This window comes from Nocardia sp. NPDC004654 (assembly GCF_040609595.1).
Lineage (GTDB): Bacteria > Actinomycetota > Actinomycetes > Mycobacteriales > Mycobacteriaceae > Nocardia.
This window is the reverse complement of sequence record NZ_JBEXKI010000002.1, coordinates 524,686-537,122: the sequence shown is the minus strand read 5'-3', so window position 1 is coordinate 537,122 and position 12,437 is coordinate 524,686. Positions and strand designations below refer to the sequence as shown.

At 71.1% G+C, this 12,437-nt stretch carries 10 protein-coding genes; 1 reads left to right on the top strand and 9 read right to left on the bottom strand.

Annotated elements, in window-relative coordinates; translation table 11 throughout:
- Window positions 1–57 precede the first annotated feature (57 nt).
- The 5 genes from truB to ABZV58_RS08210 form a co-directional block, all read right to left on the bottom strand.
- Window positions 58–981 (bottom strand): tRNA pseudouridine(55) synthase TruB, encoded by a 924-nt coding sequence (truB, locus tag ABZV58_RS08230; protein ID WP_354999464.1) that lies wholly within the window; start codon window positions 979–981, stop codon window positions 58–60.
- Window positions 981–1,649, bottom strand: a complete 669-nt coding sequence (npt, locus tag ABZV58_RS08225) for a 4'-phosphopantetheinyl transferase Npt (RefSeq protein ID WP_354999463.1) — start codon at window positions 1,647–1,649, stop codon at window positions 981–983. Before npt ends, truB begins: the two co-directional genes overlap by 1 nt.
- Before the next feature lie 141 nt (window positions 1,650–1,790).
- Complete coding sequence (locus ABZV58_RS08220; RefSeq protein WP_354999462.1) at window positions 1,791–2,747, bottom strand: metallophosphoesterase; 957 nt, start codon at window positions 2,745–2,747, stop codon at window positions 1,791–1,793.
- A gap of 256 nt (window positions 2,748–3,003) precedes the next feature.
- On the bottom strand, window positions 3,004–5,976 hold the full coding sequence (locus ABZV58_RS08215; protein WP_354999461.1) for a hypothetical protein: 2,973 nt from the start codon (window positions 5,974–5,976) through the stop codon (window positions 3,004–3,006).
- 6 nt (window positions 5,977–5,982) lie between these two features.
- Window positions 5,983–7,665 (bottom strand): Hsp70 family protein, encoded by a 1,683-nt coding sequence (locus ABZV58_RS08210; protein ID WP_354999460.1) that lies wholly within the window; start codon window positions 7,663–7,665, stop codon window positions 5,983–5,985.
- 104 nt (window positions 7,666–7,769) lie between these two features.
- Between ABZV58_RS08210 and ABZV58_RS08205 the strand changes: the two genes are divergently transcribed.
- The gene (locus ABZV58_RS08205; protein ID WP_354999459.1) at window positions 7,770–8,252 is read left to right on the top strand and encodes a nucleotide exchange factor GrpE; all 483 of its coding nucleotides are present in this window, start codon (window positions 7,770–7,772) and stop codon (window positions 8,250–8,252) included.
- A 1-nt stretch (window position 8,253) separates the two neighbouring features.
- On the opposite strand, the gene ABZV58_RS08200 is transcribed toward ABZV58_RS08205, so the two are convergent.
- The 4 genes from ABZV58_RS08200 to ABZV58_RS08185 are packed head-to-tail and all read right to left on the bottom strand — an operon-like array spanning window position 8,254 to window position 12,425.
- Complete coding sequence (locus ABZV58_RS08200) at window positions 8,254–9,003, bottom strand: TIGR03943 family protein (protein WP_354999458.1); 750 nt, start codon at window positions 9,001–9,003, stop codon at window positions 8,254–8,256.
- Window positions 9,000–10,001: a permease gene (locus tag ABZV58_RS08195; protein ID WP_354999457.1), complete on the bottom strand. Its 1,002-nt coding sequence runs from the start codon at window positions 9,999–10,001 to the stop codon at window positions 9,000–9,002. Before ABZV58_RS08195 ends, ABZV58_RS08200 begins: the two co-directional genes overlap by 4 nt.
- A 52-nt stretch (window positions 10,002–10,053) precedes the next feature.
- Window positions 10,054–11,427: an MATE family efflux transporter gene (locus ABZV58_RS08190; RefSeq protein WP_354999456.1), complete on the bottom strand. Its 1,374-nt coding sequence runs from the start codon at window positions 11,425–11,427 to the stop codon at window positions 10,054–10,056.
- Window positions 11,424–12,425, bottom strand: coding sequence for a bifunctional oligoribonuclease/PAP phosphatase NrnA (locus ABZV58_RS08185; RefSeq protein WP_354999455.1), 1,002 nt, complete (start codon window positions 12,423–12,425; stop codon window positions 11,424–11,426). Before ABZV58_RS08185 ends, ABZV58_RS08190 begins: the two co-directional genes overlap by 4 nt.
- Window positions 12,426–12,437: the final 12 nt, after the last annotated feature.

The following is a 12,437-nucleotide window of genomic DNA, read 5'->3' as shown; positions in this document are numbered from 1 at the left end:
CCGGAAACCGGACGAGCCGCGCGGCCTGTCCGATGACCGTCGGCGGCCGGAGTGCCGTCAGTCCACGAGTCCGCGCGGGCGGATGACGAAGACCGGCGAGGAGCGCTTGCCCTTCTCCTCGAGCAGCGCGATGGCGGTGCCGTCGGCGGTCAGCGCGGCATGCACGCCCGCGATGCCGATCGGATCCAACCACCGTCCGTCGCGCAGGGATTCGGCTTCGCGGTCATCGATCGTGCGGTGCGGGAACGCGATGCGGACCGCCTCGTCGATGCCGAGGTTCAGCGTGGGATCCTCGGCGAGCCGATCCAGCGTTCGCGCGTGTTCCAGGGTGAAGGGGCCGACCCTGGTGCGGCGCAAAGCGGTCAGGTGACCGCCGACGCCCAGCGCGGCGCCGAGGTCGCGGGCCAGCGCACGCACGTAGGTGCCGGAGGAGCACTCCACCACGACGTCCAGATCGACGAAGCCGTCCGAAACATCGTGCCGGGCAAGCACATCGAAGCGTGACACGGTCACCGGACGGGCGGTGAGGCGCACTTCCTCACCCGCGCGGTGGCGGGCGTAGGCGCGTTCGCCGTTCACCTTGATGGCGCTGACGGTGGCTGGCACCTGCTCGATGTCACCGGTCAGTTCCGCGATTCGCGTGGCGATGTCCGCGTCGGTGAGGTGCAGCGCGGAGACGGTCGCCAGGGTCTCGCCCTCGGCATCGTCGGTGGTGGTGGACTGGCCGAGCCGGATGGTGGCGGTGTAGGCCTTCGTGGTGAGCGTCAGCAGGCCGAGCAGCTTGGTGGCCCGTTCGACGCCGAGCACCAGCACCCCGGTCGCCATCGGGTCGAGCGTGCCCGCGTGCCCGACCTTCTTGGTACGCAACAACTTCCGGCACTTGGCCACCACGTCGTGGCTGGTCCAGCCCCCGTCCTTGTCCACGATCAACAGGCCGCCGAGCACGTCGGGGCGCTGCGCCTGGGTGGTCGGCTCGGTCATCAGCCGTGCGCGATCGCGGTCAGGATCAGCCCGTCGGCGATCAGCCAGCGTCCGTCGAACGAGGTGAGCGGCAGCCCGCCGTCGTTGGTCTGGCCCGGCACCAGCAGCTGGCTGCGGAAAGTGCCCGAACCGGTGCCGTCGGCGTTCTCCTCGACGGTGAAGGTGATGTGCGCCTCCTCGAAACCGAGCCAGCGGGTGGTCAACGGGAACCACGCCTTGTAGGTGGCCTCCTTGGCGCAGAACAACAGCCGATCCAGGTGCAGGCGAGAATCGATGTCGCGCAACCACTCCCGCTCGGCGGGCAGACTCACCGAGTCGAGCACGCCGTCCGGCAGCGCGCCGTGCGGTTCGGCGTCGATGCCGATCGAGCGGAAGCGCATCTTGTGCGCCAGCGCCGCGGCGCGGTAGCCGTCGCAGTGCGTGAGGCTGCCCGTGATGCCGCGCGGGAACATCGGCATGCCCCGCTCGCCCTTGCCGATCGCGACCGGCGGCTCACCGAGTTCCTCCAAGCACAGCCGCGCGCAGTGGCGCGCGCCGATGAAATCGCGACGCCGCTTCTCCACCGACTGCGCGATGAGATGCTCTTCGGCCGGATGCGGCTTCAGATCCTCCGGGTACGCCAACAGTTCGGCCGAGGCGACGCCATTGGGCAGAATGTTCTCGATCATCGGCTCCGAGCCTAGTCGAGGCGAACCTCCGCATGCGCTGCGGTCGTTCGCGGGCCGACGAAGGACTTCATCCGGCTGTCCGGTCGGGCGCACCTCCGCATGCGCGACGAACTCGGTCCGACAGCGCCTGTCAGGGCCGGATCAAACGCCGCGCCTGCGCTGGGCGCGGCTGCGCATCTCGGCCGCGGCCGCCTCCATCTCGGGGGTGACCTTGAAATGACCGCCCCACTTGTTCAGCGTGCCCGGCGGATACTCCGGGGCAGGCAGGATCTGGCGCAGCAGCTTGTCGGGCAGGCCGCGGCGCTGCCATTCGCGCGGGTAGCCGAGCGAGACCTCTTCGAAGCGGACGCCGTCGTAGTAGGAGGTGCGCGGAATGTGCAGGTGCCCGTACACCGAACACACCACGTTGTAGCTGGTGTGCCAGTCGGCGGTCAGGTCGGTGCCGCACCACAGCGCGAACTCGGGATAGAACAGGACGTCGGTGGGCTGGCGGACCAGCGGGAAGTGGTTGATCAGCACCAGCGGCGTCTCCGGCGGGAGCGCGTCCAGCTTGCGCTTGGTGACCTGCACCCGGGCATGACACCAGGCGTCCCTGGTCAGATACGGCTCCGAGGAGAGCAGGAACTCGTCGGTGGCGACCACGTTGCGCTCGCGGGCGATGGCCAGGCCCTCGGCCTTGGTCTTCGCGCCCTCGGGGAGGAACGAGTAGTCGTAGAGCAGGAACATCGGGGCCAGCGTCACCGCGCCGCCATGTGCCTCGGCGCCGGCCCCGCGCCACACCGGGAACGGATCCTCGGGTGTGACGACGTCCAGGTCGCGGCATATCGACACCAGGTACTCGTAGCGGGCGACGCCGTGCATCTGCACGGGATCCTTCGCCGTGGTCCACAGCTCGTGGTTGCCGGGCACCCAGATCACCTTGGCGAAGCGCTGGCGCAGCAGTTCCAGCGCCCAGCGGATGTCCTCGGTCTTCTCCCCCACGTCACCGGCGACGATCAGCCAGTCCTCCGGCGAGTCCGGCTGGATCTGCTCCACGATCGGCCGATTCCCCTGATGCCCGACGTGTACGTCGCTCACCGCCATCAACTTGGGTATCACCACACCCACCTTGTCACATCCGAGACGACCAGCCGCCGCCCGCCTCCGCCAACACGATTCATCCCCGATCGGAACGCGGTGAACGCGGGCGGCATTCCGCAGTGCCCCGAGGCTCGGCGCGGTGATCAGTGGATCCGAGCGCCCGGCGCGAAGCCCGCCGCCACGGTCGATTTGCCGTTGGGCTCGCGGCGGCACGACGCCACGGCGAGTGACACGGACGCGGTAGACCCGGGCGGAACCCGGACGCCGCCGTCGACTACGCGTGCGTCCAGTGGATCCGGGCGCCCGGCGCGAAACCCGCCGCCACGGTCAATTTGCCGCTGGGCTCGCGGCGGCACGACGCCACGGCGATGTGGCAGGGGCGCGGCAGGTCCGGCGGAACCCGGACGCCTCCGTCGAGCTCGTATCGCATGTTGGTGACCTTCCACGCGCGTGCTTCCGGCTCGTCCGGTGCGAGGGGCGGACGGTCGGGACGCGCCACCACCATCACTTCGGTGATCCCCGTCGGCCACACGAAGGTCAACAGACCCGCACGCTCGGCAAGATCGGTGACCACCGGGATGCCGCTCGGCATGGGATCGTCCGGCACCACTGGCGCGGTGGGCTCGATGCCGGAGCCGGTCGCGGTCTCCGCCTCGAACTCGGCAGACTCACCGGACCCCGCCGACCGCGCGACCGGGCTGGACTGAGCCGAATCCGGCGACCACCCCTGCTCGGTCGAACCGGACCAAGGAACTCCGCTGGAATCGGCTGTCTCGCCCGACTCGATCGCCGAGCCGGGCAGACCGTCGGCATCCTGCCGAACCGTGGGTTCGTGTGTCGGAGAGCCGGACCGATCGACAACCTCGTGCGGCATCGCCTGCGAATGCCCGCCGGTCGAGTCGGGCCGCCTCATCGGGGCGGGATCACCGGCAGCATCGGCGTCGGCTGCTCCATCGTGCCCGTCCACCGGCGCGGACTGGCTCGTGGTGGCCGGTTGGAGCACCGAGCTCGGCGGCACCGGCGTGGAAGCGGCTGGGGCGGCCGAACCAGACCGGTCCGGCGAATCGGGCTGGCCCGCGTGTTCGCCGTCGGCACGCGCGCCCGGCACCATCGTCGCGCTGGGCTCAGCCGTCGAACCCACGTCGGCAGCCCGACCGTGCCCATCCACCGGCGCGTGCTGACTCGGGGCCGAGCCGGTTCGCTCCAGCAACTCCGCTTGGGCCGAGTTTTCGCCGTCGGCACGCCCGCCCGGCACCATAGTCGTGCCAGGAGGAACCGCGGGAGTGGCCTGGTCGTGGCTGCCCACCGGAGCGGACTGGCTGGCCGAGGCCGGTTGGACGACCGAACTCGGTGGCATGCCGGAACCGCCTGAGTCGGCCGACCCGGAGCGGTCTACCGAGGCGTGCCCCGACACCGGAAGTGGTTGCGCGGCTCGGCCGTGCGTGTCCGTCGAGGCGGTCGGCAACGACCGCGGATCGGGACCGGCGTCCGAACGTGTGGCTTCGGAGTAACTCCCCGATATAGCGGCGGCGACGGCGTACACCGGCACTTCGCCGGGCGGAGCGCCTCCGTCTTCGAGTTCGGTGCCTCCGGTGCGGCCGACCACGCGCCAGGAGCCGTCCGGCTGGAGGCGGGTGACGCGGTAGGCCACGTCGTCGGCCGGAGCGGGCGTCCAGACCACCTGCACGGAGCCGTTCGTCATGCGGGTGGCCGTCACGCGGCCGGGGGCGGGCACGGGGGTGGCGGCCAGCGCCTCGCTCGCGCCCGGGTGGTCGACGCAGGCGGCTTGGGCAGCGCGCAGGGTGCGGGAGCGTTCGGCGGACGGCCCCGCGGCCGCGGCCGCGACCAAGCGGTCGGCCTCGGCGACGGCCCGTTCCGCCTCGGCGAGCAGTTCGTCCAGGCCAGCGGCCGATCCGGTGGGCGGCGGCACGTCGGCGGCGACGCGTCGCAGCTGCCGAAGGTGTTCGAGCGCCTCCACGTAGCGTGTCGCCGCGCGGGCCGCGAGGGCGACCCGCCAGAGCCGGGCCGCGTCGGCGAGCACCCGTTCGACGTCGTCGGACACCGAGCGGATCGGTGTGGTGCCCTCGTTGTGCGGATCGAGGCCCCTGGCCTCGGCGATGTGGCGCGCGGCCTCCTGCGGACGACCGCTTCGCAACGCCGCCCGCGCGGCCTTGAGCGGCTCCTCCCACTGCCGCCGCGGCGGAGCGGGCGCGACGGGTGCCGCCGATCGGCCCGTGCTCGACGCGGAAGGCGCGGGCGTCGGCCGCGCGGATCCGACTGCGCGCGAACCCAATTCGACGGCCAGGTCTTCGAGCAGTCGTCCCGCGGCGTGCGGGTCCATGCCGAGCGCGATCGCCTCGTCGAGCAGGAACTCGTAGTCCTCCCCCACCAACTCGTCCTCGACCAGCACGGCGGCCCGCACCTTGGGCCGCAGCTCCGCGGTGACGTCCTCGACGATCGAGGCGACGTACTCGGCCACCTCGGGGCCACCGGGCTCCAGCAGGTCCTGCACGTGCACGAGCAGTTCGTCGAGCACCACGCGCATCCGTCCGGGCGGCAGCTCGCGGGACCGGGCGCGCAACGCGTCGGCGCGCAGCCGGATCTCGCCGGTGTGCGTGGCGCGGCTCGGATCCAGCCCGAGCAGCCCGAGCAACGTCGGCGCGGGCGGACCGTCCACCAGGCGCCCCCATTCGGCGAGCAGCCCGCGAATCTGTTGACGCCGTTGGTCGGTGAGTGTGCTGGCGGACGCGGTGGGCCGCGGCGCGTCCTGGATGATCCGGTGGCGGCGCAAACGGGTGGCGACCTCGGCGGCGGACAGCCCGCCCATCGCCCCGATCTCCTCCAGCCCCGGCACCTTCGCGGCGGGCACCCCGCCGTGGCGCTGCACCAGCCGGGAGATCGCGGTGTCCAGCATCTCGTAGCGTTCGGCGTCGCGCTGTTCGCGCTCCTGCCGGATCCGGATCGCTTCGGCCCGCCGCGTCGACGCGTCGAGCAGCAGATAGGACAGGTGGTCGTGGCTTTCCACCAGCAATCCGACGAGCACGCGGTACTTCGGATGGTCGCGCTGGCGCTGCCAGAAGCCCCACACCTCGCTCACCCGAGCGGAAACCTCCGCGTCGCTGAGGGTCTCGGCCTCGTCGAGCGGAATGTCGTAGAGCTCGAACGGGTCCGACTGGTCGATGCCGCCGCGGCGCTCGACCGCGGCGAGCACCCGCTTGCGGTAGTCGTTGGGGTCGAAAGCGTGCATGGCGGCTCAGCTGTCGCGACGCCGGGAACGCTGCACCTGGTCGAGCTCGCGCGCGACATCGGCCTGGGACAGGGTTGCTCCGGTCTGCGCCGACAACGTCAGCGGCATGTCGGCGTCGACGTGGTGCGCTGTCACGTGCAGCACGCCGTCGAAGCCCATCTCGAAGGTGACGCGCACCTCGCTGCCCGCGGGGTAGCCCGGGGGAATGCCGCGAATCCGGCCCTCCACAAGCACTTTGGTGTCCTCGGGACGCATCGAGGCGGCCTGTCCCTGCTGTTCCACGATGGTCAGCTCGATCTGATCCTGGTCCTCGCGCACCGTGCCGAACGACCGACGCACCCGAACCGGCAGCGTCTGGTTGCGGTGCACCAGCCAGGCGGCCGCCAACCCGTAGTGCGAATCCAGTGCGAGCACACCGAATCCGCGCGAGACCACCGTGTCGACCTGGATCTCCAGCATCCGCCGCACCAGGCTCACCGGCTGGCCGAACGACTCCGCGACCCGCGCGACCGACTGCTCGAGATCCGCGGGCGCCGCCTCGTTCAGACCGGAGCCGTCGCGCAGCCGACCGCGGGTGACGAGATCGGCAACGATCAACCGCTCCATCTCGAGCTTCTCGCCGTAGAGCGCCGCGCCGCGCGCCACCGACAGATCCGGGTCGCGCAACTCGCCGATCAGGCCGAGTTCCTTCTCCAGCTCACGGGCGACCATCGGCATCCGGGAGGAGCCGCCGACCAGCAGCAGCCGGTCGACCGACGCCACGCCGCGCTTGCCCGCCGCGGCCAGACAATCCCTGGTGAGATCGAGCGTGCGGCGCATCAGCGAGGCCGTCATCGACTCGAGTTCGTCCCTGGTCAGCGTGATGACGGCGCGGGCGCCGTCGTGCGCGACGACGACCTCCGTGCTCTCCTGGACACTGAGCTCGCGCTTGGCACGCTCGGCGGCCAACACCAGCGTCTGCGAACCCGCCGAATCGTCCAGTGGGTCTTCGGCATCGGGATTGGCCGCGCAGAACCGCTGGGACAGATACAGGGCGATCCGCTCGTCCCAGTCGGCGCCGCCGAGCTGGTGATCGCCTTCCACGGCGAGCACTGAGATGCGGCGATCGGCCAGCTCGATGACGGTGGCGTCGAAGGTGCCGCCGCCGAGGTCGTAGACGAGCACGGTCTCGCGCGCACCGGTTTTGCCGATGTCGACGCCGCCGTCGAGCCTGCCGAAACCGTAGGAGAACGCCGCGGCGATCGGCTCGGACAGCACGCCAGCGACATCGAAGCCCGCGTAGGTCCCCGCCTGAATGGTGGCGCGCCGCTCCTCGTCGCCGAAGTACGCGGGCACCGTGATCACGGCCCGGCGCACCGGCTCACCGCCGCCGAATTCCGCGTCGGCGGCGAGACTCTTCAGGATCAGCGCGGAAACGGCGGGCGCGGACCAGGTCTCGCCGTGCGCGGCGAAACGCCACTCCGCGTCGCCCATTCGACGCTTCACCAGCGAGCACACGTGCTCGGGATCCAGCCGGGCCTGCCGTCGGGCGCCCTCGCCCACCAGATGATCGAACGCGGACGCGAACAGCACGACGGAGGGAACCGTCGGTTCCCCGTTCATGCCGATCATTACTTCGGGCCGACCGTCGGCGTCGATCCGCGCGATCGCCGAGTTCGTTGTGCCCAGGTCGATGCCGTAGACCCCCATGGCAGGCGATGGTATCAGCCACCGCCGACAGTGGCGCAGCGACCGATGGGCGAATCCGGCTGACGCTCAAAACAATCGACTCGCGTCCGGGCTATGGTGCGAGCATGACGGAACCAGTCGCGGAATCGCTCGCCCAACTCGTCGAACGCGTCGAGGACCTGTCCCGGATCGTCGCCCGCCAGGCCGCCACCATCGAGCGCCTCGCCGACGAAGCGAAGGCCCGCGCCCGCCAGGACCGCGCTGGCGCCGATCTTCCGCTGGTCGTCGAGCTGTTCGCCCTGCACAACGACACCGCCGCCTGCGCGGCCACCGCCGAATCGCTTAGAGAGCGGGCGGCGTTCGAGGTCATCGGCGCACGCGTCGAACGGCTGCTCACCGGTCGCGGGGCGGCGATCGTCATGCCGCGTCCCGACGACCCCTTCGACTCGCTCACGATGGAGGCCGCCGACGTCACCGCCACCACCGACCCGGACGCCGACCGCACCGTCGACGGGCTCGTGCACCCCGGGCTCACCGTGGCGGGCCGGTCGGTCCGTCCCGCGGGTGTCGTCGTCCGCCGCTATCGCGCGGTCGAAGAATCCGCGTGAGTCAGCGGCCCCGCTCGTAGGAGTGGTCGGGCCGTTCGACGCGGTGGTACTCGCGGACGACGAGCGTCGGGATCGAGTCGCGGTCGCGGCGCGCGCTGCCCGGTTCCACTACGCCGCGCACCTCGAGCCAGGTGTCCTCGTCGAGCGGCTCCTCGATGCCGGACAGGTGCAGCCGAATGTAACGGGCATCGGCCACACAGCAAGTGATCACCACGCGACCGAGGTCGATGCCGTAGCCGCGCATGCGGCGCAGCACGAAACCGCTGACGGTGATCTCCCGGCCGTCCAGCGACCGGGTGGAGTCGAGCGTCGCACGGTTCACCACCTCGGAGATCGAGAGGAAAGGAGCGGGCTCGTCGGGCAACGGCGGGTAGGCGATCAACTCCGGTTGCGCGACAACGGTATCCGGCGGACGAATCGCCGAGCTGGTCACCGCCGCCCCCGCGCCGAGTGCGGGCGGCGCGACCAGCAGCAGGGTGGCGACCGGCGCGAGCAGCAGCCACTGCACGCGCCCATGCCCGTGCTCGTGTCCGTGCTCGTGCTGATGGCGATGGTTGCTGCCGCGCGACGACCCGCGATACAGGTCGCCGATGACCGCCGCGGTGCCGAGCGCGATGATGCCGATCCCGCTGACCAGCAGGAACGGAAAGAGACCCGGCTTCACGTAGCGCAGGTAGGTGCCGTCGAAGGTGATGCGCAGCACCGCGATTCCGATCAGCAGCAACAGCAGGTTCTGCGTTTCCCGCCTCATCGCGCACCCCCGAGGAAAACGTAACCCGCCACCGTCGCGCAGACGATCGCGACCGCGAAGGTCGACGGCGCGAACCACAGCGCGAACCGCCGCCCGAACGCGCCCGCCTGCATCGCGAACAGCTTGACGTCCACGGCGGGCCCAACGACCAGGAACACCAACCGCGGCAACAACGGCAGCGTCGACATGCTCGCCGCGACGAACGCGTCGGCCTCCGAACACAACGCGAGCACCACCGCCAGCACCGCGAGCACCACGATGGCCAGCAGCATCCGGGTGGCCAGGTGCTCGAACCAGCGCGGCGGAACCAGGACGTGCAGCGCCGCAGCGGTCGCCGCGCCCAGCACCAGGAACGCCCCTGCTTGGAGCAGATCGTGGCGGGCCGCCTCGGCGAAGACCTCGGCCCGGGTGCGGCCGGTCACGCAGTGGTCCGGTCCGCCGCGCGGCAGCATCCAGGCGGGGCTGCCGAACCGCGACCACAGCAACCCCATGACGAGGGCGGTGGCCAGCGAGCCGGCGAACCGCGCCGCCACCATTCCCGGTTCGCCGGGAAACGCGACCGCGGTGGCGATCAACACCACCGGGTTGATCGCGGGCGCCGACAGCAGAAAGGCCAGCGCCACCGAACTCGGCGCGCCCTGATCGATCAGCCTGCGCGCGACCGGAACGACGCCGCATTCGCAGCCGGGCAGCGCGAGCCCCGCCAGCCCGCCGACACCGATCGCGGCGGTCTCATTGCGCGGCAACACCTTCCGCAGCAGCGCGGGCGAGACGAACGCGGCGATGGCGCCGCTGACCACCACACCGAGCACGAGAAAGGGAATGGCCTGCACGAAGACTCCGACGAACATCGTCAGCGCGGTCTGGAGCCGCAGCCGCGCGTCGATCGCCGAGGCGAGCTGGGCCTGCCAGACGATTCCCGCCACCAGCAACCCGGCGAGAACGTAGGTCGACGACACCCGGATTCGCGTGCGGCGCGCTGGCAGCTGCTCGAGCATTCCCCCATCTTGCCAGGAATGAATATCGTTTTCGAAATAGCGAACCGGACGGTCAGCCGCTGCCGCGCGGGATCTCCGCGCCCACCTGCGCCCAGCGACCCGTCAGCGTCCGCCAGACCACCGCCGCGAGCCGCAGCACCATGAAAGCGACCAGACCGGACCAGATGCCCGCGATTCCCCAGTCCAAGACGAGCGAGAGCCAGATGGCGGGCAGGAAGCCGATCAACGCGGCACCGAGCGTCGCGGTCCGCAGAAACGCGGCGTCACCGGCGCCGAGCAGCACGCCGTCGAGCGCGAACACCACACCGGCGACCGGAATGATGCCCACGAAGAACCACCACACCACGTGAGTGCGATCCAGCACCGCAGGGTCGTCGGTGAACAGCGGCGGGACGACCGCGTACCCCGCGGCGAACGCACCGGCCAACGCGAGCGCGAAGACCTCCGACCACCGCGTGACGCGCCACGCGAGCCGCCGCGCACCCACGGCGTTTCCACCGCCGAGCGCCGCACCCACCAGAGTCTGGGCGGCGATAGCCAGCGAATCCAGCGTCAGCGCAAGGAAGTTCCACAGTTGGAGGACCAGCTGGTGCGCCGCGACGGACGCCGCACCGAACCGCGACGCCACGGCCGCCGCCGACACGAAACATGCCTGAAAGGCCAAGCTGCGCATGATCAGGTCGCGGCCGAGCACCAGTTGGGCGCGCATCACCGCCCACTGCGGAACCAGCGAAACGCGTTCGCGCACCAAGGCTCCCAGGAACAGCGCGGCCGTCACGGTCTGCCCGGCGACATTCGCCACCGCCGAGCCGGGCAACCCGAGTGTGGGCGCGCCGAGCAAGCCATGCACCAGCACCGGGCACAGCACGGCCGAAAGCACAAGACCGGCAACCACATACAGCAGCGGACGGCGGGTCTCTTGAACACCGCGGAACCACCCGTTGCCCGCCATCGCGATCAGAATGAGCGGCACGCCGAACAGCGCGATCCGCACCCAGGGCAGCGCCTCGGCGGCGATGTCCCCGCCGCCCGCGATGGCGCTGGTCAGCGGAACGGCGAACGCCTGCACCGTGATCAGGATCAGCAGGCCGACCAGCACCGCGAGCCAAGTGGCCTGCACGCCCTCGGCCACCGCGCCGCGCTCGTCGCCCGCGCCGTGCCTGCGCGCGGCCCGCGCGGTCGTTCCGTAGGACAGGAAGGTCAGTTGGGTGCTCACCTGCGCGAGGATCAAGCCGCCGACGGCCAGTCCGGCCAGCGCCAGCGCGCCGAGCCTGCCGACCACCGCGAGATCGAACAGCAGGTAGATCGGTTCGGCGACCAAGACGCCCAGCGTGGGTAGCGCGAGGCCGAGAATGCGCCTCGGCCCGGCCTCGGCGGGATCGGCATCGCTCTCGGCACTGACGCCCGCGATATCCCGCGTGCTCATCCGAGCGCCGCGAGCAGGGCCCGCACCACGTCCTCCGGGCGTCCGTCGGTGGTGTACCCGGCCGCGTAACGGTGCCCGCCGCCGCCGAGCGCGGTCGCCACCTCCGCAACGTCGACACCGTCCTGCGCGCCGGGCCCGGAATCGCGGGACCGCAGCGACACGGTCCAGCGGCCGTCGACCGTGCGCGACTCCTTGAACACCGCGGCCACCCCGGCTTCGGCCGTGGTGCGAACGATATCGATGACGCTCTCGACCTCCTCCGACCGCACGCCGGTGACGTCGTCGCGGCGCACGAACGCGTACGCCAACCCGGTGCCGCTCCGCGCGCCGGGCTCCAGCCGGGCCGTGCCGAGCACCCGTGACAGCATCGGCAGCCAGTCGAACGGATGGGTGTCCAGCAGCGTGCGCGCGATCTCGGCGCCGTCGATCCCGGTGGCGAGCAGCCGTTCGGCCAGCTGGTGGGTTCCGGGCCGCACCCAGCGGAACGAGCCGGTGTCGGTGACCAGGCCCGCGTACAGGCAGTGCGCGACCTCGGCATCGATCGGCACGCCCCAGGCGTCGAGCAACCGGGCGATCAGGCTGGTCGTCGATTCCGCGCCCGAGTCCACCACGTTGATCGCACCGAAGCGGGTGTTCGAGCGGTGATGGTCGAGCACCAGCGTCGTCACCGCGCCGGACAGCCGGTCAGCCAGCGCGCCGAGCCGCCCCGCGCTGCCGCAGTCCACCGCGACGAGCAGGTCCACTGCGCGCGGCACCTCCGCGGGCCGGACCAGATGCTCGATCCCGGGCAGCGAGCGCATGGAAGCGGGCAGTTCGGCGGGCTCGGCGAACGACACCCACACCGGGATCCCGCGCCGATGCAGCACGAGCGCCAGCGCCAGACCGCTGCCGATGGTGTCGGCGTCGGGTTGCACATGGCACAGGATGGTGACCGATCCGGCGGCGTTCAGCGCCGCGACGGCCGCGTCGAGTTCGGCCTTGTTACCGCTCGTCGTCATCCGTGTCGCGCG

Excerpts from the sequence above, each read along its gene's own strand:
- truB (WP_354999464.1), bottom strand. The coding sequence starts at position 981 with ATGACCGAGCCGACCACCCAGGCGCAGCGCCCCGACGTGCTCGGCGGC.
- npt (WP_354999463.1), bottom strand. The coding sequence starts at position 1,649 with ATGATCGAGAACATTCTGCCCAATGGCGTCGCCTCGGCCGAACTGTTG.
- ABZV58_RS08215 (WP_354999461.1), bottom strand. The coding sequence starts at position 5,976 with ATGCACGCTTTCGACCCCAACGACTACCGCAAGCGGGTGCTCGCCGCG.
- ABZV58_RS08210 (WP_354999460.1), bottom strand. The coding sequence starts at position 7,665 with ATGGGGGTCTACGGCATCGACCTGGGCACAACGAACTCGGCGATCGCG.
- ABZV58_RS08205 (WP_354999459.1), top strand. The coding sequence starts at position 7,770 with ATGACGGAACCAGTCGCGGAATCGCTCGCCCAACTCGTCGAACGCGTC.
- ABZV58_RS08200 (WP_354999458.1), bottom strand. The coding sequence starts at position 9,003 with ATGAGGCGGGAAACGCAGAACCTGCTGTTGCTGCTGATCGGAATCGCG.
- ABZV58_RS08195 (WP_354999457.1), bottom strand. The coding sequence starts at position 10,001 with ATGCTCGAGCAGCTGCCAGCGCGCCGCACGCGAATCCGGGTGTCGTCG.
- ABZV58_RS08190 (WP_354999456.1), bottom strand. The coding sequence starts at position 11,427 with ATGAGCACGCGGGATATCGCGGGCGTCAGTGCCGAGAGCGATGCCGAT.
- ABZV58_RS08185 (WP_354999455.1), bottom strand. The coding sequence starts at position 12,425 with ATGACGACGAGCGGTAACAAGGCCGAACTCGACGCGGCCGTCGCGGCG.